Origin of the sequence: Pseudomonas algeriensis (assembly GCF_048847255.1) — a bacterium.
Lineage (GTDB): Bacteria > Pseudomonadota > Gammaproteobacteria > Pseudomonadales > Pseudomonadaceae > Aquipseudomonas.
Window position 1 is genome coordinate 1 of record NZ_JBKKRK010000019.1, and the last position, 24858, is coordinate 24858.

Sequence of the window (24858 nt, forward strand, 5' to 3'; positions counted from 1 at the left end):
GAGCTTGCTCCCGCTCGGCTGCGAAGCAGTCGTAAAAGCTGGGGCCGCTGCGCGACCCAGCGGGAGCAAGCTCCCTCGCCACGGGGACCGGGCTGGAATGATTATTTCTGAACGCCAGAAAAACCTGTGGGAGCGAGCCTGCTCGCGATGGCGGTCATACATTCAGCATATTTGCGGACTGTCACACCGCTAATTACTAATCGCTGAAGGCGCTATCCCGTGGCGAGGGAGCTTGCTCCCGCTCGGCTGCGAAGCAGTCGTAAAAGCTGGGGCCGCTGCGCGACCCAGCGGGAGCAAGCTCCCTCGCCACGGGGACCGGGCTGGAATGATTATTTCTGAACGCCAGAAAAACCTGAGGGAGCGAGCCTGCTCGCGATGGCGGTCATACATTCAGCATATTTGCTGACTGTCACACCGGTAATCACTAATCGCTGAACCCGCTACCCGTGGCGAGGGAGCTTGCTCCCGCTCGGCTGCGAAGCAGTCGTAAAAGCTGGGGCCGCTGCGCGACCCAGCGGGAGCAAGCTCCCTCGCCACGGTGGCTGGGCTGGAATGATTATTTCTGAACGCCAGAAAAACCTGCGGGAGCAAGCCTGCTCGCGATGGCGGTCATACACTCAGCATATTTGCTGACTGTCACACCGCTATCGCGAGCAAGCTCGCTCCCGCATGGGTCCTGGGGGATAGATAGATATCAGCCGCCCTTGTGCAACTTGCTCATCAATTCGGCCTCAGCCTGGGTCAGGCCGCACGCCTGGGTCAGTTCGTCGATGCTGGCGCCCATGCCGACCAGCCGGGCGGCTTGGGCAAAGGACAGGCTGGAGGGGTCGCGCTGTTCCAGTTGCGCCAGTTTGTCCGGCAATGGCGCGACGACGGCACGCAGCTCATGGAGCGCTTCGCCCATGCGCACGGTGCCGTTCTGATAGTCGTCGACACGCTTGGCCAGGTCCCGGATGCGCTGATCGCGCAGCGCATCGCCCTGGGCCTGTTGAGCGGCGATTTCCCGCTGGCCACGTATGTAGGACAAAAACATCGCCAGCGTGCCTGCCCAGAAAAGGAACAGGACAATGACTGCTACCTCAAGAATCAAATCAGATACTCTCCAGTTCCGACCACTCTTCTTCGCTCATCATTTTTTCCAGTTCGACCAGGATCAGCAACTCGTTGTTCTTGTTGCACACGCCCTGGATGAACTTGGCCGATTCCTCGTTACCGACGTTAGGCGCGGTTTCGATTTCCGACTGACGCAAGTAAACCACTTCAGCAACGCTGTCGACCAGGATACCGACCACTTGCTTGTCCGCCTCGATGATCACGATACGGGTGTTGTCGTTGACCTCGGTGGAGTTCAAGCCGAAACGCTGACGGGTGTCGATCACGGTCACGACGTTACCACGCAGGTTGATGATGCCCAGCACGTAGCTTGGCGCACCCGGGACCGGGGCGATCTCGGTGTAGCGCAGCACTTCCTGCACGCGCATCACGTTGATGCCGTAGGTTTCGTTATCGAGCTTGAAAGTCACCCATTGCAAGATCGGATCTTCGGAACCCTTGAGAGACGACGCCTTATCATTCATACCCTGACCCCTCGAAAAACCGCCTGTGGCGGTGTGTGTTCTGTCCGGCGTCGCCCTGCGCCGCCGGTTGTCTTATTTCGGTTTCCGGACCGGCTTGGCGCCGTCCAGGTGTTTTGCCCCGCCGCTGGCGATCAGCTCCGCCAGTTCGGAAACGTCCAGCAAGGCGCACATGTGTTCGATCACCGTACCGGCCAGCCATGGCCGTTGCCCTCGATGGCTGCGCCACTTGATCTCGTTCGGGTCCAGGCGCAGCGAACGGCTGACCTGATGCACCGCCAATCCCCATTCGTAGCCCTGCACAGAAATCACGTACTGCAGGCCCTGGCGAAAATCATCGCGATAACGATCCGGCATGACCCAGCGCGCGGTATCCAGCACTTTCAGGTTGCCGGCCTGGCTCGGCAGGATTCCGAGGAACCACTCCGGTTGGCCAAACAACGGCGTCAATTCCTGCCCGGCCAGGGAATAGATCGATCCCAGGCACACCAGCGGCACCGCCAGCGTCAAACCGGCCACATCGAACAACAAGCACTCGAACGGCTCGGCGGCCCACGCCGGGCGATCATCGCCCGGCGCCGGCGGCGGCGTGTTGCTCGGCGGCATGTGGATTTCCACTACCGGCGTCACCAACCCCTGCAACAATGGCGCGACGGTGGAGACCGGCGCCAGGATCGGTGCGGGTGCTTCCATCACCGCCAACTGCGGCTTGACGAACGGCGCTTCCACCGCTGTCACAACCGCTGAAGCCTGTGCATCACGGGCCTGCTCCTCGAGCACGGCGGCCTGGAACTCGTCGAGCGCGGGTTCGGCTTCGACAGGCTCGGGCAACGCCTGGAACGCGCTCGGCTGCGCTGGCAATTCATCGGTCGCTTCCTGCAACAGCCCATCCAGATAGGACTGCAGGGCCAATTGGGGACGCGAAGTTGTCTTGATCGGGCGGTTCATGGGAACTGTGCGCCACTTGAAAAGGTTATCGGCATGGATACGGCAGGACTTGAGCGCCCGCAAGCAAGCACAACGTCTAAGGAGAACTTCATCAACTCAAGCCACCTGCTGCGCAACGAGCTGCTGGGCCAGCAGGTGCTTGAGAAGCGCGCGATAGGCCAGTACACCACGGCTTTTGCCATCGAATTGCGACGGTGTCACGCCGGCGCGGCTGGCGTCGCGCAAACGGGTGTCCACCGGGATGTAGCCTTGCCAGATGTCGTCCGGGTACATGTCGCGCAGCACTCGCAAGGTGCCGAGGGACGCCTGGGTACGACGGTCGAACAGGGTCGGCACGATGTTGAATGCCAGCGACTGCTTGCGTGAACGGTTGACCATCGCCAGGGTGTTGACCATGCGCTCCAGGCCCTTCACCGCGAGGTGTTCGGTCTGCACAGGAATGACCAATTGCTGGCTGGCGGCCAACGCATTGACCATCAGCAGGCCCAGCAACGGCGGGCTGTCGATGATCGCGTAATCGAAATCCTGCCACAGCTGCGCCAGACTCTTGGCGATCACCAGGCCCAGGCCGCTCTGGCCGGGCGATTGGCGCTCCAAGGTGGCCAGGGCAGTGCTCGACGGCAGCAAGGAGATCCGCTCGTCGCTGGTGGACAGCAGCAACTGCCCCGGCAAGCCTTCGGGCACGCTGCCCTTGTGCAGGAACAAATCGTAGTTGCTGTGTTCCAGGCTATCGGGATCGTAGCCGAAGTAACTGGTCATCGAGCCATGGGGGTCCAGATCGACGATGACCACGCGCTTGCCGGCCTCGGCCAGCAAACCGGCTAAAGCGATGGAGGATGTGGTTTTGCCCACACCACCTTTTTGATTGGCGACTGCCCAGACTCTCATTCGGATCGTTCCTCCCGGTCGAGACGGGCTCGACCGAGAAATAGCTCGGTTATAAAGCCGGTGACGGAGAATTGACGGCGTTCTGTCTATCCGGCGACTTGACCGGGGTCGGTGCAGTTTGTGTGCCAGCCCGCTTCAATGCCGCATCGGGCTTTGCATTGGCGGTGCCGGTACCGGTCAGGCTGCGACGCACATCGAGATTGCGCGAAACCACCAGCACCACCCGTCGATTGCGTGCGCGCCCCTCGGCCGTGGCGTTATTGGCCACCGGCTGGAATTCGCCATACCCCACCGACGCCAGGCGGCCCGGGTTGACACCCTGCATGGCGAGCATGCGCACGATGCTTGCCGAACGGGCCGACGACAATTCCCAGTTGGTGGGGTACTGCGCGGTGCGGATCGGCTGGTCGTCGGTGAAACCTTCGACGTGGATCGGGTTGTCGAACGGTCTCAGGATCGCCGCCACTTTATCGATGATGTTGAATGCCATGTCGCTGGGCATGGCATCGCCGCTGCCGAACAGCAGGCTGGAGTTGAGTTCGATCTCGACCCACAACTCGTTGCCACGCACGGTCATCTGGTTGGAACTGATCAGGTCGCCGAACGCCGAACTGATGTCATCGGCAATGCTCTTCAACGGATCGCTGCCACCGGCAATGCCGGCGTCGACCTGTTCGCTGTCCTTGACCAGCGGCTTGGCCGGGGTCGTCGTCTTCGGACGCTCTTCGCCGATGGGAATCGGCTTGAGGGCGCGGTCCGAATCGGTAAAGACGCCGATCAACGCTTCGGAAATGACCTTGTACTTGCCTTCGTTCACCGACGAGATCGAATACATGACCACAAAAAACGCGAACAGCAGCGTGATGAAGTCGGCATAGGAAACCAGCCAGCGTTCATGGTTGACGTGTTCTTCACGATGTCTGCGACGCGCCATCTGCCATTTCCCCCATCAGTCCATGAAGCCCTGGAGCTTCAACTCGATGGAACGCGGGTTCTCGCCTTCGGCAATCGACAGGATCCCTTCCAGCAGCATTTCGCGGTAGCGCGACTGGCGCAACGCAATGGATTTGAGCTTGGCCGCGATCGGCAGCAGCACCAGGTTGGCGCTCGCCACGCCGTAGATGGTGGCAACGAATGCCACGGCAATGCCGCTGCCCAGTTGCGACGGATCGGCCAGGTTGCCCATCACATGGATCAAACCCATGACAGCACCGATGATACCGATGGTCGGCGCGTAGCCCCCCATGCTCTCGAACACCTTGGCCGCTTCGATGTCGCGGCTTTCCTGGGTGTAGAAATCCACCTCCAGGATGCTGCGAATCGCTTCGGGTTCGGCGCCGTCCACCAGCAATTGAAGGCCCTTGCGCGAGTAGCTGTCGGGTTCGGCATCGGCCACCCCTTCCAGCCCAAGCAGGCCTTCCTTGCGGGCGGTCAGGCTCCAGTTGACCACGCGATCGATGCCGCCGGCCAGGTCGACCCGAGGTGGAAACAGAATCCACACCAGGACCTGCATGGCGCGCTTGAAGGCGCTCATCGGCGACTGCAACAGCGCAGCGCCTACAGTGCCACCGATCACGATCAACGCGGCCGGGCCGTTGGCCAACGCACCGAGATGACCGCCTTCCAAGTAATTGCCACCAATGATGGCGACGAACGCCATGATGATGCCGATCAGACTGAGCACATCCATTACAGGCACGCCTCGATCAGATGTTTACCCATGTCGTCCAGGCTGTAGACCGCGTCAGCCAGGTCGGCCTTGACGATCGCCATGGGCATGCCATAGATCACGCAACTGGCCTCGTCCTGGGCCCAGATCGCACTGCCGCTCTGCTTGAGCAGGCGCGCACCCTCGCGGCCATCGGCACCCATGCCGGTGAGCACCACCGCCAGAACTTTGTCGCCGTAGGATTTCGCCGCGGAACCGAAGGTGATGTCTACGCAAGGCTTGTAGTTCAAGCGCTCATCGCCCGGCAGGATTTTCACCGCGCCACGGCCGTCGATCATCATCTGCTTGCCACCCGGTGCCAGCAGCGCCAGGCCTGGACGGAGGATGTCGCCATCCTCGGCTTCCTTGACGCTGATGCGGCACAGTTTGTCCAAACGTTCGGCGAACGCCTTGGTGAACGCGGCGGGCATGTGTTGGATCAGCACGATCGGGGCCGGGAAGTTCGCTGGCAGCTGGGTCAAGACCCGTTGCAGCGCAACCGGGCCGCCCGTGGACGTGCCGATGGCGACCAGTTTGTAGGCCTTGCGCTTGGGCGCTGGCGACGACGGGCTGGCGGGCGCCGGGCGAGCGGGCGCCGGCGCAGGAGCACTGCGAACCGGCGCCGAACTGAAGCTGCTCGACGCAGAAGGCGCAGGCGTTGGTGCTGGCGCAGCAGCCGGCACTGACGCCGGTGCGCTGTAGGCACTGACGCGGCGGTTACTGCGGGAAATACTGTGGACCTTCTCACATAGCAACTGGCGGACCTTGTCCGGGTTGCGCGAGATGTCTTCAAAGTTCTTTGGCAGGAAGTCCACCGCCCCGGCATCCAGCGCATCGAGGGTGACTCGGGCGCCTTCATGGGTCAGGGACGAGAACATCAAAACCGGGGTCGGACAGCGTTGCATGATATGCCGCACTGCCGTGATGCCGTCCATCATCGGCATCTCGTAGTCCATGGTGATCACGTCCGGCTTGAGCGCCAGGGCCTGATCGATCGCCTCTTTGCCATTGGTCGCCGTACCGACGACCTGAATGCTCGTGTCCGCTGAAAGAATTTCCGAGACGCGGCGGCGGAAAAACCCCGAATCGTCCACCACCAGGACTTTAACTACCATAAACACTCCGTTAGACAAGGCGCGGCGTCGGGCCGCGCCCCTCCAGAATCAAATACGCCGAGCGGCGTAGCGCTTGAGCATGCTAGGCACATCGAGGATCAACGCGATGCGGCCGTCGCCGGTGATGGTGGCGCCGGACATGCCCGGGGTGCCCTGGAGCATCTTGCCCAACGGCTTGATGACCACTTCTTCCTGGCCCACCAACTGGTCGACGACGAAGCCGATCCGCTGGGTGCCCACCGAAAGGATCACCACATGGCCTTCGCCCTGCTCCACATGAGCGGCAGAGCTGACCAGCCAGCGCTTGAGGTAGAACAGCGGCAGTGCCTTGTCCCGTACGATGACCACTTCCTGGCCATCGACGACGTTGGTGCGCGACAGGTCGAGGTGGAAAATTTCGTTGACGTTGACCAGCGGGAAGGCGAACGCCTGGTTGCCCAGCATCACCATCAGGGTCGGCATGATCGCCAAGGTCAACGGGACCTTGATGACGATCTTCGAGCCCTGGCCCTTGGTCGAGTAAATGTTGATCGAACCGTTGAGCTGGGAAATCTTGGTTTTCACCACGTCCATGCCCACGCCACGACCCGACACATCGGAAATCTCGGTCTTGGTCGAGAAGCCCGGGGCGAAGATCAGGTTGTAGCACTCGGTGTCGCTCAGGCGATCGGCCGCGTCCTTGTCCATCACACCGCGTTTCACCGCAATGGAACGGAGCACGTTCGGGTCCATGCCCTTGCCGTCGTCGGAGATCGACAGCAGGATATGGTCGCCTTCCTGCTCGGCGGCCAGGATCACCTTGCCGCTGCGGACCTTGCCTGACGCTTCGCGCTCTTCCGGCGACTCGATGCCGTGGTCGACCGCGTTGCGCACCAAGTGGACCAGCGGGTCGGCCAAGGCCTCGACAAGGTTCTTGTCGAGGTCGGTCTCTTCACCCACCAGTTCCAGGTTGATTTCTTTCTTGAGCTGGCGAGCCAGGTCGCGAACCAGGCGCGGGAAGCGCCCGAAAACTTTCTTGATCGGCTGCATCCGGGTCTTCATGACCGCGGTTTGCAGGTCGGCCGTGACCACGTCGAGGTTCGACACGGCCTTGGACATGGCTTCGTCCTGGCTGTTGAGGCCCAGGCGCACCAGCCGGTTCCGCACCAGCACCAGTTCGCCGACCATGTTCATGATCTCATCCAGCCGCGCGGTGTCGACGCGAACGGTGGTCTCGGCTTCGCTCGCCGGTTTTTCGGCGGGCGCGGCGGAAGGCGCGCGAGCCGGGGCTGGCGCCGCTGCGGCGGCAGGCTTCGGGGTTTCGGCTTTCGGTTCCGGCGCCTTGGCGGCCGGCTTCGGCGCGGCCTTGGCGGCGGGTGCAGCCGTGGCGGCAGCGGCAGGCGCGGCGGCGGCCGTGCCGACTTCGCTGAACTTGCCCTTGCCATGCAGCTCGTCGAGCAGCGATTCGAATTCGTGGTCGCTGATCAAGTCGCTTCCGGCTGCCGCTGCCACTGGTTTGGCCGGGGTCGGTGCCGAAGCGATGGCCGAATCCAACGCGTCGACGGCAAAGTTGCCCTTGCCATGCAACTGGTCGAGCAAGGCTTCGAATTCGTCGTCGGTAATGTCGGAGTCATCCGCTGCCTTTGGCGCAGCCGGGGCCGCCGGCGCTACGACCGCATCGGGGGCGAACTGGCCCTTGCCATGCAGTTGGTCGAGCAGCGATTCGAACTCATCGTCGGTAATTTCATCGCTGGCAGCGGCATCGGCGGCTGGCGCAGCGGGCGCGGCCGGAGCCTCGGCTTCGGCCTTGACGGCGTTCAGCGAGTCCAGCAGCGATTCGAATTCATGATCGGTGATGTCGCCCGATTCTTGCGCAACCGGTTCTTCGACCACAGGCTCGGCAACGGGCATGGCTTCGTCAGCCGACTGCGGCTCGGCCAGGCGCGACAGCGCGGCGAGCAGCTCGGGGGTGGCCGGGGTGATCGGCGAGCGCTCGCGCACTTCGCTGAACATGCTGTTGACCGCATCCAGGGCCTCGAGCACCACGTCCATCAGTTCCGAGTCGACGCGACGCTCACCCTTGCGCAGGATGTCGAACACGTTCTCGGCAATGTGGCAGCACTCCACCAGCTCATTGAGCTGGAGGAAGCCGGCGCCTCCTTTTACAGTGTGGAAACCGCGAAAAATTGCATTGAGCAGATCCGCATCATCAGGTCGGCTTTCCAGCTCGACCAGCTGTTCGGACAGTTGCTCTAGAATCTCGCCGGCCTCAACCAGGAAATCCTGAAGGATCTCTTCATCGGCGCCGAAGCTCATTAATGGCTGCTCCTAAAATAGGGCTAAAACTTAGAATCCAAGGCTGGACAGCAAATCGTCCACATCGTCCTGACCGGACACAACGTCTTCTCTTTTATCGGCATGAATCTGCGGACCTTCACCCTGAGAGAGATGTTTTTGTGGATCTTTTTCGGCAAGCATCGCTTCACGGTCGTGTTCGATACCTGCAAAGCGGTCGACCTGGCTAGCCATCAGCACCAGTTTGAGCAGGTTGCTTTCCACTTCGGTGACCAGTTGGGTCACACGCTTGATCACCTGGCCGGTCAGGTCTTGATAGTCCTGGGCCAGCAGAATGTCGTTGAGGTTGCTGGCCACGGCGCGATTCTCGGCGCTGCTGCGCGCCAGGAAACCGTCGACCCGACGGGCCAGCTCCCGGAACTCTTCGGCGCCGACTTCGCGACGCATGAACCGTCCCCAATCGGTGCTCAACGCCTGGGCTTCCTCGCTCAGGCCGTTGACCAGGGGCGTTGCGCTTTCCACCAGGTCCATGGTGCGGTTCGCTGCGGCTTCGGTCAGCTTGACCACATAACCCAGGCGCTCGGTGGCGTCGGTGATCTGCGAGACTTCCTCGGCCTGCGGCATGTTCGGATCGATCTGGAAATTGACGATCGCGCTGTGCAGTTCACGGGTGAGCTTGCCGACTTCCTGGTACAGACCGCGATCACGGGTCTGGTTGAGCTCATGAATCATTTGAACCGCATCGCCGAAGCGGCCCTTTTCAAGGCTGTCTACCAGTTCGCGGGCATGTTTTTTCAGGGTCGATTCGAAATCGCCCATTGAAGATTCGTTGTCCATAGCTCCCCCGTGGCGCCGTTAACCGATGCGTTCGAAGATTTTTTCGATCTTCTCTTTCAACGCCTGGGCCGTGAAGGGTTTGACCACATAGCCGTTCACACCGGCCTGGGCCGCTTCGATGATCTGCTCGCGCTTGGCTTCGGCAGTGACCATCAGCACCGGGAGGTGCTTGAGTTTTTCGTCGGCGCGCACGTGGCGCAGCAAGTCGATACCGGTCATGCCAGGCATGTTCCAGTCAGTCACCAGAAAGTCGATGCTCCCGCTGTTGAGGACCGGAATGGCGGTTGTGCCATCGTCGGCCTCGACCGTGTTGGTGAACCCGAGGTCACGCAACAGGTTTTTTATGATCCGCCGCATCGTTGAGAAGTCATCAACGATGAGGATTTTCATGTTCTTGTCCAATTCGACCTCCAAGCAGTCTTAAACGCGCCCAGCACCTGGACGCGCCATTTCAATCAATCCGGCACAACACTCGACAACGGTATGGAGCACAACGGATGGAGACTGGCCCGGCATACGCCATGCCAGCCCCGCTCGCAGCGTCCCCACACTGCTCGTCAGCGCGCTCGCCACTCCCCCAAACGCCCCCGCAAGCGGGCCGCGCACTGGCTATGTAACTGGCTGACCCGCGATTCGCTGACCCCCAGGACCTCACCGATTTCCTTGAGGTTCAGCTCTTCGTCGTAGTACAGCGCCAAGACCAGTCGCTCACGCTCCGGCAAATTGGCAATCGCATCCGCCAGGGCGCTCTGGAAACGTTCATCTTCCAGGTCGCGCGACGGCTCCATGTGAGCACTCGCGCCGTCCTCGTGCAGCCCTTCGTGTTCGCCGTCCTGCAACAGGTCGTCGAAACTGAACAGGCGACTGCCCAAGGTATCGTTCAAAATCCCGTAATAATCATCGAGACTCAACTGGAGTTCGGCCGCAACCTCGTGATCTTTAGCGTCTCGCCCGGTTTTCGCTTCAATCGCACGAATCGCGTCGCTGACCATGCGGGTGTTGCGATGCACCGAACGCGGCGCCCAGTCGCCCTTGCGGACCTCATCGAGCATCGCCCCGCGGATGCGGATACCGGCGTATGTCTCGAAACTGGCGCCCTTGCTCGCGTCGTATTTGTTCGACACTTCGAGCAGGCCGATCATGCCCGCCTGGATCAAGTCCTCGACCTGGACACTGGCCGGCAAACGCGCCAGCAAGTGGTAGGCGATGCGCTTGACCAGTGGCGCGTAACGCTCGATCAATTCGTACTGGGCGTCCCGTGCCGATTTTTTGTAGAGATGGTTGTAACCGCTGGCTGTCATAACACGGGCCCTGCTGTTTGTTGCACGAGACGCTCGACGAAAAATTCCAGATGCCCACGTGGGTTGGCCGGCAGCGGCCAGGTGTCGACCTTCTGGGCGATCGCCTTGAACGCCAGGGCGCATTTGGAACGAGGAAAAGCTTCATAAACGGCACGTTGCTTCTGGACAGCCTTGCGTACGCTTTCGTCGTAAGGCACTGCGCCGACGTATTGCAGGGCGACGTCCAGGAAGCGATCCGTGACCTTGGTCAACTTGGCGAACAGGTTGCGTCCTTCCTGTGGGCTTTGGGCCATGTTGGCCAGGACGCGAAAGCGGTTCATGCCATAGTCGCGGTTAAGCAGTTTGATCAGCGCGTAGGCGTCGGTGATCGACGTCGGTTCGTCGCAGACCACCAGCAACACTTCCTGGGCGGCGCGCACGAAACTGACCACCGAGTCACCGATACCGGCAGCCGTGTCGATCACCAGCACATCGAGGTTGTCACCGATGTCGCTGAAGGCCTGGATCAGGCCGGCGTGCTGCGCCGGGGTCAGGTGAACCATGCTCTGGGTGCCGGAGGCGGCCGGCACGATGCGAATCCCGCCGGGGCCTTGCAACAGCACGTCGCGCAATTCACAGCGCCCTTCAATCACGTCCGCCAGCGTGCGCTTGGGTGTGAGCCCCAGCAGCACGTCGACGTTCGCCAGGCCCAGGTCGGCGTCCAGCAGCATGACCCGTCGGCCAAGCTCTGCCAGAGCCAGGGACAAGTTCACTGACACGTTAGTCTTCCCGACGCCACCTTTGCCGCCGGTCACCGCGATCACCTGTACGGGATGCATGCTGCCCATGTTCGTTCTTTACCTTGTCTTACTTAGACGGAGGCCACATTACTGGCTGCGCGTTCACATACGGAACAATGCATGGCAGACCATCGATGTAGGTACAAAAAATATTCATTAATACCTCAGCCAACCTGCTTGGTCGGGCTGTGGTAGATATCAGCGAACATGTCAGCCATGGCTTCTTCGCTGGGTTCTTCCTGCATTTGCACACTCACGGCACGACTGACCAGTTGATGACGGCGCGGCAGATGCAAATCATCCGGGATCCGCGGCCCGTCGGTCAGGTAGGCCACCGGTAGTTCATGACCGATCGCCAGGCTCAACACCTCGCCCAGGCTTGCCGTTTCGTCCAGCTTAGTCAGGATGCAGCCGGCCAGCCCGCAGCGTTTGTAACTGTGGTATGCGGCGGTTAGAACCTGTTTCTGGCTGGTGGTTGCCAACACGAGATAATTTTTTGACTTGATGCCACGCCCGGCCAGGCTTTCCAGCTGCATGCGCAGGGCCGGATCGCTGGCTTGCAGGCCGGCGGTGTCGATCAGTACGACGCGCTTGCGCATCAGCGGTTCCAGCGCCTGGGCCAGGGATTGGCCCGGATCCACATGGGTCACCGACACATTGAGGATCCGGCCCAAGGTCTTGAGTTGCTCCTGGGCACCGATGCGGAAACTGTCCATGCTCACCAGGGCGATACTCTGGGCGCCGTACTTGAGTACATAACGGGCCGCGAGCTTGGCCAGAGTGGTGGTCTTGCCCATGCCGGCCGGGCCGACCATGGCGATTACTCCGCCCTCTTCCAGTGGCTCGACTTCCGGCGTGGCGATCATCCGCGCCAGGTGCGCCAGCAGCATGCGCCAGGCCTGGCGAGGCTCGTCGATGTCGCTGATCAATGCCAGCAGGTCGCGCGCCAGCGGGCCGGACAGGCCAATGCGTTGCAGGCGACGCCACAGGTTGGCCTGGGCCGGACGGCTGCCTTGCAGTTGGTTCCAGGCCAGCGAGCCGAGCTGGACTTCCATCAGCTCGCGCAGGCTGTTGAGTTCGAAGCGCATCGAGTCCAGGGCACGGGGATCAACGCCCGCGGCTGCGGCAACGGGTGCCGGTGCCGGACGACGCGGTTCGGCCGGCGTCGGCTCGATCAGCGGTTCGGCAGCGGTCAGCGGCAGGCCTGCGGTCAGTGGCTGGCCGGCGAACAATTGACGATTGGTGCCCGCGCTGGCCGAGCCTTCGCTGCTGCGCAGGCTCAACTCGGCCTGGGCGCTGGCGATGCGCGACTGAGTCTTGCGCAGCTCGTCCTCGAGCTCCATGTTCGGAACGCGGGGGGCCAGCGCCGACAATTTGTAGTCCAGGGCCGCCGTCAGCTCGACACCGCCGGCGATACGACGGTTGCCGATGATGGCTGCTTCAGCGCCCAGCTCGTCACGAACCAGTTTCATGGCCTGACGCATATCGGCGGCGAAAAAACGCTTCACTTGCATAAACCACTACCTCAGCCGTTGGGCCCTACTGTCGCAACGATGGTCACTTGCTTGTTGTCCGGTATTTCCTGGTACGCCAGCACATGCAGCCCCGGGACCGCGAGGCGCCCGAACCGCGAAAGCATCGCGCGAATCGGACCGGCCACCAGCAGGATCACCGGTTGGCCTTGCATCTCTTGCCGCTGGGCTGCTTCGATCAGCGAACGCTGCAGCTTCTCGGCCATGCTTGGCTCCAGCAGAACACCCTCTTCCGAGCCTTGTCCTGCCTTCTGCAGACTATTGAGCAATATCTGTTCCAACCTTGGCTCCAGAGTGATCACAGGCAGCTCAGACTCAGTGCCTACAATGCTTTGGACGATTGCGCGGGATACGCCGACCCGCACCGCAGCCACCAGAGCGGCGGTATCTTGACTCTTCGAAGCGTTGTTGGCGATCGCTTCGGCAATGCTGCGTATGTCGCGCACCGGAACCTGTTCGGCCAGCAGCGCCTGCAACACCTTGAGCAATTGGGACAACGAAACCACGCCCGGCACCAATTCTTCAGCCAGTTTCGGCGAGCCTTTGGCCAGTACTTGCAGCAGTTGCTGGACTTCTTCGTGACCGATCAGCTCGCTGGAATGCTTGTAGAGAATCTGGTTCAAGTGGGTCGCCACGACCGTGCTGGCGTCCACCACGGTATAACCGAGGGACTGGGCCTGGGCCCGCTGGCTGATTTCGATCCACACCGCTTCCAGGCCGAAAGCCGGATCCTTGGCGGTAATGCCGTTGAGCGAACCGTAGACCTGCCCTGGGTTGATCGCCAGCTCGCGGTCCGGGTAGATCTCGGCTTCCGCCAGGATCACGCCCATGAGCGTCAGGCGATAGGCGCTCGGCGCCAGGTCGAGGTTGTCGCGAATGTGGACGGTGGGCATGAGGAAGCCCAGATCCTGGGACAGCTTCTTGCGCACGCCCTTGATCCGCGCCAGCAATTGGCCGCCCTGGTTGCGATCGACCAATGGAATCAAGCGGTAGCCGACTTCCAGGCCGATCATGTCGATCGGCGTCACGTCATCCCAACCCAATTCCTTGGTTTCCATGGCACGCGCTGGCGACGGCAGCAGTTCCTGCTGGCGCTTGACCTCTTCCAGCGCCTGGACCTTCTGCACGTTCTGCTTCTTCCAGAACAGGTACGCGCCACCCGCGGCCAAGGCCGCCATGCTCAGGAAAGAAAAGTGCGGCATTCCCGGCACGAGGCCCATCACCGCCATCAGGCCGGCCGCCACGGCCAGGGCCTTGGGCGACGCGAACATCTGGCGATTGATCTGCTTGCCCATGTCTTCGGAGCCCGAAGCACGGGTCACCATGATCGCCGCCGCTGTGGATAACAACAGTGATGGCAATTGCGCCACCAAACCGTCACCGATGGTCAGCAACGCGTAGACCTTGCCGGCGTCGCCGAAAGCCATGCCGTGCTGGAAGATACCGACGGCCATGCCGCCAATCAGGTTGATGAACAGGATCAGCAGGCCGGCGATGGCGTCACCGCGGACAAACTTACTGGCACCGTCCATGGACCCGTAGAACTCGGCTTCCTGGGCTACTTCGAGACGGCGCAGCTTGGCCTGGCTCTGATCGATCAAGCCGGCATTGAGGTCAGCGTCGATCGCCATCTGCTTGCCAGGCATCGCGTCGAGGGTGAAACGCGCGCTCACCTCGGAAATCCGCCCGGCGCCCTTGGTCACCACGACGAAGTTAATGATCATCAAGATGGCAAAGACCACGATACCGACCACGTAGTTGCCGCCGATCACCACTTCGCCGAAGGCCTGGATCACCTTACCGGCTGCCTGGTGCCCCTCGTGACCGTGAATCATCACCACCCGGGTGGACGCCACGTTCAGCGCCAGGCGCAACAGCGTCGCCACCAGCAGGATGGTCGGGAAGACGGCGAAGTCCAATGGGCGCAGGGCGTATACGCACACCAGCAGCACCACGATCGACAAGGCGAGGTTGAACGTGAAGAACACGTCCAGCAGGAACGGCGGTACCGGCAGCATCATCATGGCGAGCAGGACCAGCAGCAACAGCGGCACGCCCAGATTGCCCCTGCTGAGGTCTACGACGTTGCTGCGCGCGGTGCTGAGTAACTGAGAGCGATCCACCAATATTCCCCGTTCCTGGAAGCAAACTTTTGACGCCCGGAAGGGGCGCAGGCGGGGTATTGCAAGAAGCTTTCCAACTTTCGCGGGAGGTTGAAATAGAGGCTTTCAAGGGATGCCGACCTGTGGGAGCGAGCTTGCTCGCGATGGCGGAGGGTCAGTTTGTGCGAGCGTTGACTGGAAGACCGCTATCGCGAGCAAGCTCGCTCCCACAGGGGCTTTGGCACCTTGGTTCAGGAATCGCGGCGCAAATCCGGCGGGATGGGCAGGTCCTTGAGCGGTTCTGGCCGCTTGCCCTTGCCGGCGCGGTGCTGGCGGATCTGGTAGACGTAGGCCAGCACCTGGGCGACGGCGAGGTACAAGCCTCCCGGGATTTCCTGGTCAAGCTCGGTGGAGTAGTAGATCGACCGCGCCAATGCCGGAGATTCGAGCAACATCACTTCGTTGGCGACGGCGATCTCGCGAATCTTCAACGCCAGGAAATCGCTGCCCTTGGCCAGCAGGACCGGCGCATTGCCCTTGTCGGGATCGTACTTGAGCGCGACGGCATAGTGAGTCGGGTTGGTGATGACCACGTCGGCGTCGGGAATCGCCGCCATCATCCGCCGCTGGGAAACCTCGCGCTGCAACTGGCGGATCCGCTGCTTGACCTCCGGCTTGCCCTCCGAGTCCTTGTACTCGTCGCGCACCTCCTGCTTGGTCATCATCAATTTCTGCTTGCTCTGGTAGAGCTGGATCGGCACGTCGATGGCGGCGATGAGGATCAGCCCGCAAGCCATCCACAAGGTGCTCCAGCCGACCAACTGCACGCTATGGATGATGGCTTGCTCCAGCGGCTCATGGGCGATGCGCAGCAGATCGTCGATATCGGCCTGCAACACCGCCAGCGCGACGAACAACACCAGGAGAAATTTTCCGAAAGCCTTGAGCAGTTCCATCAACGCCGTGGTGGAAAACATGCGCTTGATACCGGCGGCCGGATTCATCCGGCTGAACTTCGGTGCCAGGCTACCGGCGGCGAACAGCCATCCGCCCAGGGAAATCGGGCCGATGAAAGCCGCCAACAGCAGAAAAATGAGCACCGGTTGCATTGCAAGCATCGCGATCTTGCCCGAATGCAACAGGTACTGCGTCATAGCGCCCGGCGTGAGCAATACCTCGCGAGGCAAGGAAAAATTCAACCGCATGATTTCCAGCAGATCCAACGCCAGTCCGCCACCGTAAATCAGCAAGCCACCGGCACCGGCGAGCATGATCGCCAGGGTGTTGAGCTCCTTGGAACGGGCAATCTCGCCCTTTTCCCGGGATTGCTTCTTGCGTTTCTCGGTGGGGTCTTCTGTTTTATCCTGACCGCTTTCGCTCTCGGCCATGGTTCAGCGCGCCTGTGCCATGTCGCGTAACAGCTGCAACGCCTGGGTGGCCAACGGCTGATACTGATTGAGAATGTCCCCCAGGCTGACCCAGAAAATCACCATGCCCAGCACCAGGGTCAGCGGGAAGCCGATGGAAAAGATGTTCAACTGCGGCGCCGCCCGGGTCATCACACCGAAGGCGATGTTGACCACCAGCAGCGCGGTAATCGCCGGCAACACCAGTACCATCGCCGCGCCGAGGACCCAGCCAAGCTTGCTGGCAATGTCCCAGAAATGATTGACCAGCATCGCGCTGCCTACCGGCAATGTGGTGAAGCTCTCCGTCAATACTTCGAACACCACCAGATGCCCGTTCATGGCGAGGAACAGCAACGTCACCAGCATCGTCAGGAACTGCCCGATAACGGCAGTGTTCACGCCGTTGGTGGGGTCGATCATCGAGGCGAACGCCATGCCCATCTGGATCGAGATGATTTGCCCGGCCACCACGAATGCCTGGAAAAACAACTGCAGCGAAAAGCCCAACAAGGCGCCTATGAGGATCTGTTCGGCCACCAGCATCAACGCGGTGAGGTCCAGGGCGTTGACCGGCGGCATGGGCGGCAGCCCGGGGGCGATGACCACCGTAATAGCCAGGGCGAAATACAGGCGCACACGACCCGGCACCAAGGTCGTGCCGAAGACCGGCATGCTCATCAGCACGGCCGTGACACGAAACAACGGCAGGATGAACGACGCCACCCAGGTACTGATCTGGGTATCCGTCAGCGCGAGCATCGACATCGTCAGCCGATCAACTGCGGAATACTGCCGTACAACTGCAGGATGTATTCCATGAAGGTTTGCACCAGCCAGGGGCCGGCGACGATCAGCGTGACCAGCATCACCAGCAGGCGCGGCAGGAAACTCAGGGTCTGCTCGTTGATCTGCGTGGCGGCCTGGAACATCGCCACGAGCAAGCCAACCAGCAGGCTCGGGATCACCAGGATGGCCACCATCACGGTGGTCAGCCAGAGGGCCTCGCGGAACAGGTCTACCGCTACTTCAGGCGTCATATCGTGCTACCCGCGTGAGAGGTCTAAACACCGCCGAAACTGCCCGCCAGGGTGCCGATGATCAACGCCCAGCCATCCACCAGCACGAACAGCATGATCTTGAATGGCAGCGAAATGATCAGCGGCGACAACATCATCATGCCCATGGCCATGAGGATACTGGCGACCACCAGGTCGATGATCAGGAACGGGATGAAAATCATGAAACCGATCTGGAAGGCGGTCTTGAGCTCGGAGGTCACGAACGCCGGCACCAGGATGGTCAATGGCGCCTGGTCGGGGCTGGCAATGTCGGTGCGTTTGGACAGGCGCATGAACAGCTCCAAGTCGCTGCTGCGGGTCTGGGCGAGCATGAAATCCTTGATCGGCACCTGGGCCCTGGCTACGGCATCCTGGGCGCTGAGGGTTTCCGCCAGATAGGGTTGCAGCGCGTCCTGGTTCACCCGGTCGAACACCGGCGCCATGATGAACATGGTCAGGAACAGCGCCATGCCGGTGAGGATCTGGTTCGACGGCGTCTGTTGCAGGCCAAGGGCCTGGCGCAAGATCGAAAAGACGATGATGATCCGGGTGAAACTGGTCATCAGCATGACGAACGCCGGGATGAAACTCAGCGCGGTCATGATCAGCAGGATCTGCAAGCTGACCGAGTATTCCTGTGCCCCTTCGGCGTTGGTGCCCAAGGTGATCGCAGGGATCGACAGCGGGTCGGCGGAGAACGCCAACGGCGCGGCCAGCATCAGGGCCAACGCCAAGAGAATGCGCAACGGCATTACTTTTTATCCTTTTGGTCTTTTCCCAGCAGTTCCATGAGCCGTTGGGCAAACTCGGGCGTGGCCTGCTCCGTGACCGGCACCTGCACCGGTTCCTTCAGGACATGCAGCGCAGTGATGCTGCCAGGACTCAGGCCGAGCAGGATCTGCTCGGTGCCGACCTGCACCAGCACCAGCCGATCCCGTGGCCCCAGCGCGCGGGAACCGACGATGTCGATGACCTGCCCTTTGCCGGCAGGCCCCGCCTGCTGAACGCGTCGCAGCATCCACGCCAGGAAGAAAATCAACCCGAGCACCACCAGCAGACCCAGCACCAGTTGCGCCAGTTGCCCGGCCATGCCGCTGCCACTCGCCGGCGCAACGGCAGCCGTGGCCACCGGCTCGGCTGCCAGAACACTGAACGGCAGCATCAGGGCTGCGGTGAGAAAGCCTTTCATTCAGCGCAGCTTCTTGATGCGTTCGCTCGGGCTGATCACGTCCGTCAGGCGAATGCCGAACTTCTCGTTGACCACAACCACTTCGCCATGGGCGATCAGGGTGCCGTTGACCAACACATCCAGCGGCTCACCGGCCAGGCGATCCAGCTCGATCACCGAGCCTTGGTTGAGCTGCAGCAAGTTGCGGATGTTGATGTCGGTGCTGCCCACTTCCATGGAAATCGACACCGGGATGTCGAGGATCACGTCCAGGTTGGGACCGTCGAGCGTCACTTGTTCGTTGCTTTTCGGCACGCTGCCGAATTCTTCCATTTGCAAGCGGTTGGACCCATGGTTGCCTGTGTCAGCCGCCAGCAATGCATCGATGTCTGCCTGCCCGGCATCGCCGGTTTCTTCCAGGGCCGCAGCCCACTCATCGGCCAGCGCCTGGTCATCCTGGGTATTCATATCGTCAGCCATCATGTTTCCTCGGCGGGCAAAAATCGGTTAAAAACCAAAACTTAAGTAGTTGACACCGCTCAGCGGCGTTCGATCGGCTCGATCACCTGCAACGCCAGGTTGCCTTTGTGAGAGCCCATCTTGACCTTGAAGGCCGGCACGCCATTGGCGCGCATGATCATGTCTTCCGGCATTTCGACGGGGATGATATCCCCCGGCTGCATGTGCAGGATGTCCCGCAATCGTAGCTGGCGCCGGGCGACCGTCGCGCCGATCGGCACGTCGACATCCAGCACGTCCTGGCGCAAGGCGTTGATCCAGCGCTCGTCCTGGTCGTCGAGGTCCGACTGGAAACCGGCGTCGAGCATTTCACGCACCGGCTCGATCATCGAATACGGCATGGTCACGTGCAGGTCGCCGCCACCCCCATCGAGCTCGATGTGGAACGTCGAGACGACAATGGCTTCGCTTGGGCCGACGATGTTGGCCATCGCCGGGTTCACTTCCGAGTTGATGTACTCGAAATTCACTTCCATGATCGCCTGCCAGGCTTCCTTCAAATCGACGAAAGCCTGCTCCAGCACCATGCGCACGACACGCAGTTCGGTCGGTGTGAATTCGCGACCTTCGATCTTGGCGTGACGACCGTCGCCGCCGAAGAAGTTGTCCACCAACTTGAACACCAGCTTGGCGTCGAGGATGAACAATGCCGTGCCACGCAGCGGCTTGATCTTCACCAGATTGAGGCTGGTGGGCACGTACAGCGAATGCACGTATTCGCCGAATTTCATCACCTGCACGCCACCCACGGCCACGTCGGCCGAGCGGCGCAGCATGTTGAACATGCTGATGCGGGTGTATCGGGCGAAACGCTCGTTGATCATTTCCAGGGTCGGCATGCGTCCACGAACGATGCGATCCTGGCTGGTCAGGTCGTAGCTTTTGACGCTGCCCGGTTCAGCAGCGTTTTCGGTCTGCACCAGGCCGTCGTCGACACCGTGCAACAGCGCGTCGATTTCGTCCTGGGACAACAAGTCCTGCACGGCCATGTCGTGTTCCTACTGCAATACGAAGTTAGTGAAGAGCAACTGTTCGATCACCACTTTGCCGAGTTCTTTCTGGGCCACTTCCTGCACGCTGGCCGTGGCTTTCTGACGCAGCATTTCCTGGCCCACCGGAGTGGCCAGGGTGTCGAAACTCTGTCCGGAAAACAGCATCACCAGATTATTGCGAATCAGCGGCATGTGTACACGCAACGCTTCCAGGTCGGCCTGGTTGCGCCCCAGCAAGGTAATGCTCACCTGCATGTAGCGCTGACGACCGTTCTGGGTGTAGTTGGCGACGAAGGCCGGGGCCATCGGCTCGAAAACCGCTGGCTGCTTGCCCACCGGAGCAGCTTCCACCGCCTCGGCCGGCTTGCTCTGGGCGTTGTGCATGAAATACCAGGTCGCCCCCACGGACACGCCCACGGCCAGGAGCAAGCCCACCACGATCAGGATGATCATCTTGAGTTTGCCTTTGGTTGCGGGGTCTTTTACAGCTGCTGCTTCGCTCTTCGCCATGCCAATAATCCGTCGTTAATCGGGGGTTCACTGTTGCATGGCTAGGCTGGAGCAAGTGTTATGCCAGAAGAGAAACGATGGTCGACGCAATTTTCAGAACACCCTAAACCATTATGGGAGCGAGCTTGCTCGCGACGCCGGTTTTTCAGCCACCGTTGCAGGTGACTGATCCATCGTTATCGCGAGCAAGCTCGCTCCCACAAGGTTAATGCGTTGAATCAGGCGTAGTAATCGACCGCGCTGGTGCCAATGACGCTGGTGGTGCTGGCCGCCACTTCGGCAACGCTGGCCGGCACCTCTTCATCCAGCGCGTCAACTCGGCCGCCGGAGGACGTGGTGCGTCCAGCCTGGGCTTGCTGCTGGGCCTGTTGATCCTGGTTCTGCGAGCCACGGGATTGATCCGACACGCTGACGTCGACCTGTCCCATTCCCTGCTGGGCGAAACTGTCACGCAGACGATGCATCTGGCCCTCAAGGGCTTCGCGCACGCCTGAGTGGGCGCTCATGAAGGTCACCTGGGTCTGCTGGTCTGGAATCATGTTCACCCGAATATCCAGGCGTCCGAGCTCGGCCGGTTGCAACTGGATGTCCGCCGCCTTGAGATTGGCGCTCGACAAGTACATCACCCGGTTGACCACCTCCTCGGTCCAGCCGCCCTGGTTCATGGCGATGGGCTGATTGACCGGCACCGCGTTGGCGGTTTTCGGTGTGGCGGCCTGGGTCAGTGCCGCCAGGCGGTTGGCAAAGTCATCCACGCGCGTATCGCTGGAAGCGGCCGTCAGATCCTTGAGGCCTTCGCTGATCAGGCCACTGAACGCCTTGTCACCCCCCTGGCTGCCGGCACCGGTGCTGTCCTGGTCGGCTTGCACGGTGAGCATGCTCGCCATACCGGCGGCGAACGTCTGGGCCGAAGTCGGCTCACCATCGAGAGACGCCGGCGCAGCGGTCTTGGACTGCGCCTGGCTGGAAGCGGACACGTGGCCGCTCTGCTCCATCGCCAACCGCAACGCCGGTAGTGCGTCGAGCGGATCGGCCTGCGGATCGAACTCCGGGTCCGTCACCGGCGCCGAGGCATTGGCCGCCACACTCGGGGCAACGGGAGCCGCTACCGCCGCAGTGACTTGGGCCTCGATCGTAGGCACCACGGGAGCAGGCTGCGCCTCAGCGACGCCCTCTGGAATAACGGTGCCCGGCAACAACGCAGGGTCCAGCGTCGGATCGACAGGCGCGGCATCCGCTACCGGCGTTTCTGGCGCATCGCTATCGGCATCATCCGCCGTCTTGCTGCCGGCAGTGGTCGGCTTGTCGGCGGGCAAGGGTTTGCCGCTATCGGCAACCGCCGGCTCCGGAGCGGCAGTATCGCTGCCCGCGTCCTTCTTGGCGGCATTGTCGGCGGTCTTGTCGCGCACCGGTTTTGCCGATGGCTCAGGCACCGCCGGTGATTTGACGGGTGCCTGCTTGGCGAAGACCTGGGCGAAGCTGGAGGCTCTGTTCTCGGCGTCCGGACCTGCTGCCAGTGGGTTGGCGGCGGCCTGCGGCTTGGCCTGGGCGGTGGCCTGGAGCAGTGTGTTGGGTGTAACGGGCATAAGATGGTCTCCGCTGCACTGGAATCATAGATGCAGTTGAGACAGGGCAATGCAAGGGACGGGCCAATGAAGCAAACGGGATGCTTCAGCAGTGAAAGCTTTCGCGCTCTTCTCGACAAAGCGTACGAACGTGAGCGAATTCGCTATCGATTTCATTGACCAGGCTCTCGATACCGTGCAGCGACGGCTCCTTGGCACGCTGCTCCAGCTCACCACACAGCTCGGCCAGGCGAATGGCGCCCATGTTGCTGCTGCTGCCCTTGAAGCTATGGGCAGTAGCACTGAGCATTTGCGCGTCCCTCGCCTCGTGCAGTACACGAAGGCGGGCTTCGGAATCCTTGAGGAAAGTATCCAACAGCTCCGGATACCCGTCCTCCATGACTTCCTTCAACGTGCTCAGCACGTCGAGATCCAGATGAATTTCGTTCACTTGTTCGCTCCCTGATCAAGAATGGCCCCGATTATGACAGAGCCTCCCAGAAAAACTCCACGCGCGCACTACGACCATCGTCGGACCAGGAGGCCTGATGACAGAGTTGGCGCACCAGGCTCACGCCGCGCCCCGACAATCGATCCCGGTCCAGCGGCCGCGCCAACACCTTGGCGACATCGAAGCCCTTTCCGCTGTCTTCGACTTCAATGATTAGTCTGCCACCGTCGCCCTGGGGCGTGACGTGCAGATGCACCCGCACGTGACCATCGTCCAGCTTGTCCAGACGCGCGCCGCGCTCCTGATAGTAACGAGCAAAACCGGTCGCATCACGCTTCAGGCTGGAGTCGAGCCCCAGCACCCCGTGTTCCAGGGCGTTGGAATAAAGCTCCGACAACACGTTGTACAGGGCTCCACTCTGCGCCCTGAGCCCGTGGACCTCCAACAATAATTGCAGCAGGTAAGGCATCGGGTTGAAGCGCTTGAGTGTTTGCGCGCGGAATTCGAAACTCAACGACCAATCCAGCGGACTGGACTGGCCGCTATCGGAATAGACCGGTGGCGGCGGGTTGAGTTGCGTCGGCGCGACCAGCCGCACCTCGACCATGCTGAAGTCATCACGGGCCTCACCGCGAAAATCCCGCAAGGCCTGCTGGATATCCTCGAAGAGACGGTCGGGTTCGCGGTTGGCCGAGAACACCTGCTGCAACCGCTCCACGCCAAACGGTTGATCATCGTGGTCGCTGGTTTCTATCACTCCGTCGGACAACAGGAAGACCCGATCACCCACCGACAGCGAGTGGACCTCGGTGCGATCGTCGAACAACTGGGGCGTCAGCACACCCAGCGGCAAGTGCCGCGCCGGCAACGGCGTGCGCACGCCACTGAGGCTGTCGTGCAGATACCCGTCAGGCATGCCGCCATTCCAGACCTCGACGGTGCAGCGCAGGAAACTCATGCTTAACAGCGTCGCGCAACAGAACATATCCACCGGCAGGATGCGCTTGAGCTTGGCATTCATCTCCCGCAGGATCTGCGCCAGGCCATAACCTTTGGCCGTCATCCCGTAGAACACTTCCGCCAGCGGCATCGCGCCGACCGCCGCCGGCAGGCCGTGCCCGGTAAAATCGCCGAGCAGGATATGCATGTCGCCGGCCGGGTTGAACGCGGCCAGCAGCAAGTCGCCGTTGAACAAGGCATAAGGTGATTGCAGATAACGGATATTCGGCGCGCTCAGGCAACCGGAGTGGGCAATCTTGTCGAACACGGCCTTGGCGACCCGCTGCTCATTGAGAAGATAATCGTGGTGTCGGGCGATCTGGTCGCGCTGCTCGACCACCGTGGCCTGCAACCGACGCAAGCGGTCCATGGCCTTGATTTTCGCAGCCAGGATGACTTGGTTATAGGGTTTCGCCAGGAAGTCATCCCCACCGGCCTCAAGGCATCGGGCGAGCCCTTCGCTTTCGGTCAAAGAGGTGAGGAAAATGATCGGGACCAACTGATCCCCGGCCAATTGCTTGATCTTCTGCGCCGCTTCGAAGCCATCCATGACCGGCATCATCGCGTCCATCAGCACAAGATGAGGACGCTGCTCCAGATAGACGTCGACCGCCTCGGCGCCATCGGCGGCGGTGAGCACGTGGTGCCCCTGGCGACGAACAATGGTCGACAACAGCAGTCGGTCGGCGGCGCTGTCTTCGGCAATCAGGATCGTCAGCGGCTCCGGCGACGATTGCATGGCGATCAACTGATATCGAACAGCTTGTCGAAATTGGAAATCGCGAGGATTTTCTTGACGTCGCTGCTGCTGTTGACGACGCGGATATTCGATTCGTCGCCACCGGCATGGTCACGCAACAGCAGGAGCATGCCCAAGGCAGAGCTATCTAGGTAAGTGGCCTCTTTCAGATCCACCACGATGGACTCGGGTTTCGTGTTGAGCTTTTCATAGGACTCACGAAACTCCTGATGCCGGCCAAAATCGAAGCGGCCCTTGATCGAGATCGTCAGTTTTTGCCCATCAGGAGATACTTCGGTAACGACAGACATATTCACTTCCTTGTCGTGGACATACGTGTACAAGGTTTAGCACCTGGTAGAGGTCTGAGCAAGGTTTCAAATCGCCTGC

At 61.3% G+C, this 24858-nt stretch carries 26 protein-coding genes; all 26 read right to left on the minus strand.

The window, feature by feature from the left end; translation table 11 throughout:
* Positions 1 to 694 precede the first annotated feature (694 nt).
* The 26 genes from ACLK1G_RS22145 to ACLK1G_RS22270 all read right to left on the minus strand — a co-directional run bounded on the left by ACLK1G_RS22145 (position 695) and on the right by ACLK1G_RS22270 (position 24779).
* Positions 695 to 1090: a DUF2802 domain-containing protein gene (locus tag ACLK1G_RS22145; RefSeq protein ID WP_420767359.1), complete on the minus strand. Its 396-nt coding sequence runs from the start codon at positions 1088 to 1090 to the stop codon at positions 695 to 697.
* Position 1091: 1 nt separating this feature from the next.
* Positions 1092 to 1577, minus strand: a complete 486-nt coding sequence (locus tag ACLK1G_RS22150; RefSeq protein WP_024778681.1) for a chemotaxis protein CheW — start codon at positions 1575 to 1577, stop codon at positions 1092 to 1094.
* A 72-nt stretch (positions 1578 to 1649) separates the two neighbouring features.
* Entirely contained in the window at positions 1650 to 2522 is an 873-nt protein-coding gene (locus ACLK1G_RS22155; protein WP_420767360.1) for a CheW domain-containing protein, read from the minus strand.
* A 96-nt stretch (positions 2523 to 2618) separates the two neighbouring features.
* Positions 2619 to 3410: a ParA family protein gene (locus tag ACLK1G_RS22160; RefSeq protein ID WP_420767361.1), complete on the minus strand. Its 792-nt coding sequence runs from the start codon at positions 3408 to 3410 to the stop codon at positions 2619 to 2621.
* A 49-nt stretch (positions 3411 to 3459) separates the two neighbouring features.
* Entirely contained in the window at positions 3460 to 4344 is an 885-nt protein-coding gene (gene motD / locus ACLK1G_RS22165) for a flagellar motor protein MotD (RefSeq protein ID WP_420767362.1), read from the minus strand.
* A 15-nt stretch (positions 4345 to 4359) separates the two neighbouring features.
* Positions 4360 to 5100 (minus strand): flagellar motor protein, encoded by a 741-nt coding sequence (locus ACLK1G_RS22170; protein WP_305499634.1) that lies wholly within the window; start codon positions 5098 to 5100, stop codon positions 4360 to 4362.
* Entirely contained in the window at positions 5100 to 6233 is a 1134-nt protein-coding gene (locus tag ACLK1G_RS22175) for a protein-glutamate methylesterase/protein-glutamine glutaminase (protein WP_420767363.1), read from the minus strand. The genes ACLK1G_RS22170 and ACLK1G_RS22175 overlap by 1 nt, the downstream gene beginning before the upstream one ends.
* Positions 6234 to 6281: 48 nt before the next feature.
* Complete coding sequence (locus tag ACLK1G_RS22180) at positions 6282 to 8528, minus strand: chemotaxis protein CheA (RefSeq protein WP_420767364.1); 2247 nt, start codon at positions 8526 to 8528, stop codon at positions 6282 to 6284.
* A gap of 30 nt (positions 8529 to 8558) precedes the next feature.
* A complete protein-coding gene (locus ACLK1G_RS22185; protein WP_420767365.1) occupies positions 8559 to 9344 on the minus strand; it encodes a protein phosphatase CheZ in 786 nt (261 codons plus the stop codon).
* A gap of 18 nt (positions 9345 to 9362) precedes the next feature.
* A complete protein-coding gene (locus ACLK1G_RS22190) occupies positions 9363 to 9734 on the minus strand; it encodes a chemotaxis response regulator CheY (RefSeq protein WP_003183998.1) in 372 nt (123 codons plus the stop codon).
* A gap of 167 nt (positions 9735 to 9901) precedes the next feature.
* Positions 9902 to 10645, minus strand: a complete 744-nt coding sequence (gene fliA, locus ACLK1G_RS22195; protein WP_003184000.1) for an RNA polymerase sigma factor FliA — start codon at positions 10643 to 10645, stop codon at positions 9902 to 9904.
* A complete protein-coding gene (gene fleN / locus ACLK1G_RS22200; RefSeq protein WP_003184001.1) occupies positions 10642 to 11472 on the minus strand; it encodes a flagellar synthesis regulator FleN in 831 nt (276 codons plus the stop codon). The genes fliA and fleN overlap by 4 nt, the downstream gene beginning before the upstream one ends.
* Positions 11473 to 11588: 116 nt before the next feature.
* Entirely contained in the window at positions 11589 to 12938 is a 1350-nt protein-coding gene (flhF, locus tag ACLK1G_RS22205; RefSeq protein WP_420767366.1) for a flagellar biosynthesis GTPase FlhF, read from the minus strand.
* Between the two features lie 11 nt (positions 12939 to 12949).
* Positions 12950 to 15079, minus strand: a complete 2130-nt coding sequence (gene flhA / locus ACLK1G_RS22210) for a flagellar biosynthesis protein FlhA (RefSeq protein ID WP_420767367.1) — start codon at positions 15077 to 15079, stop codon at positions 12950 to 12952.
* Positions 15080 to 15309: 230 nt separating this feature from the next.
* Positions 15310 to 16446, minus strand: coding sequence for a flagellar biosynthesis protein FlhB (gene flhB, locus ACLK1G_RS22215; protein WP_420767368.1), 1137 nt, complete (start codon positions 16444 to 16446; stop codon positions 15310 to 15312).
* 3 nt (positions 16447 to 16449) lie between these two features.
* Positions 16450 to 17232 carry a flagellar biosynthetic protein FliR gene (gene fliR / locus ACLK1G_RS22220; protein WP_420767369.1) on the minus strand — a complete coding sequence of 261 codons (783 nt, stop codon included), beginning with the start codon at positions 17230 to 17232 and terminating at the stop codon, positions 16450 to 16452.
* A gap of 2 nt (positions 17233 to 17234) precedes the next feature.
* On the minus strand, positions 17235 to 17504 hold the full coding sequence (fliQ, locus tag ACLK1G_RS22225) for a flagellar biosynthesis protein FliQ (protein WP_024618176.1): 270 nt from the start codon (positions 17502 to 17504) through the stop codon (positions 17235 to 17237).
* Positions 17505 to 17527: 23 nt separating this feature from the next.
* The gene (gene fliP, locus ACLK1G_RS22230) at positions 17528 to 18277 is read right to left on the minus strand and encodes a flagellar type III secretion system pore protein FliP (RefSeq protein WP_420767370.1); all 750 of its coding nucleotides are present in this window, start codon (positions 18275 to 18277) and stop codon (positions 17528 to 17530) included.
* A complete protein-coding gene (gene fliO, locus ACLK1G_RS22235) occupies positions 18277 to 18714 on the minus strand; it encodes a flagellar biosynthetic protein FliO (RefSeq protein ID WP_420767371.1) in 438 nt (145 codons plus the stop codon). Before fliO ends, fliP begins: the two co-directional genes overlap by 1 nt.
* Positions 18715 to 19173, minus strand: coding sequence for a flagellar motor switch protein FliN (gene fliN / locus ACLK1G_RS22240; protein WP_420767372.1), 459 nt, complete (start codon positions 19171 to 19173; stop codon positions 18715 to 18717). It abuts the gene before it with no gap.
* A gap of 59 nt (positions 19174 to 19232) precedes the next feature.
* The gene (fliM, locus tag ACLK1G_RS22245; protein ID WP_003184019.1) at positions 19233 to 20201 is read right to left on the minus strand and encodes a flagellar motor switch protein FliM; all 969 of its coding nucleotides are present in this window, start codon (positions 20199 to 20201) and stop codon (positions 19233 to 19235) included.
* A gap of 9 nt (positions 20202 to 20210) precedes the next feature.
* Entirely contained in the window at positions 20211 to 20714 is a 504-nt protein-coding gene (gene fliL, locus ACLK1G_RS22250; protein WP_420767373.1) for a flagellar basal body-associated protein FliL, read from the minus strand.
* Positions 20715 to 20932: 218 nt separating this feature from the next.
* A complete protein-coding gene (locus tag ACLK1G_RS22255; RefSeq protein ID WP_420767374.1) occupies positions 20933 to 22300 on the minus strand; it encodes a flagellar hook-length control protein FliK in 1368 nt (455 codons plus the stop codon).
* Positions 22301 to 22385: 85 nt separating this feature from the next.
* Positions 22386 to 22730 (minus strand): Hpt domain-containing protein, encoded by a 345-nt coding sequence (locus ACLK1G_RS22260; RefSeq protein WP_420767375.1) that lies wholly within the window; start codon positions 22728 to 22730, stop codon positions 22386 to 22388.
* A gap of 31 nt (positions 22731 to 22761) precedes the next feature.
* Entirely contained in the window at positions 22762 to 24468 is a 1707-nt protein-coding gene (locus ACLK1G_RS22265) for an ATP-binding SpoIIE family protein phosphatase (RefSeq protein ID WP_420767376.1), read from the minus strand.
* Positions 24469 to 24473: 5 nt separating this feature from the next.
* Positions 24474 to 24779 carry an STAS domain-containing protein gene (locus tag ACLK1G_RS22270; RefSeq protein WP_420767377.1) on the minus strand — a complete coding sequence of 102 codons (306 nt, stop codon included), beginning with the start codon at positions 24777 to 24779 and terminating at the stop codon, positions 24474 to 24476.
* Between the last annotated feature and the right edge of the window lie 79 nt (positions 24780 to 24858).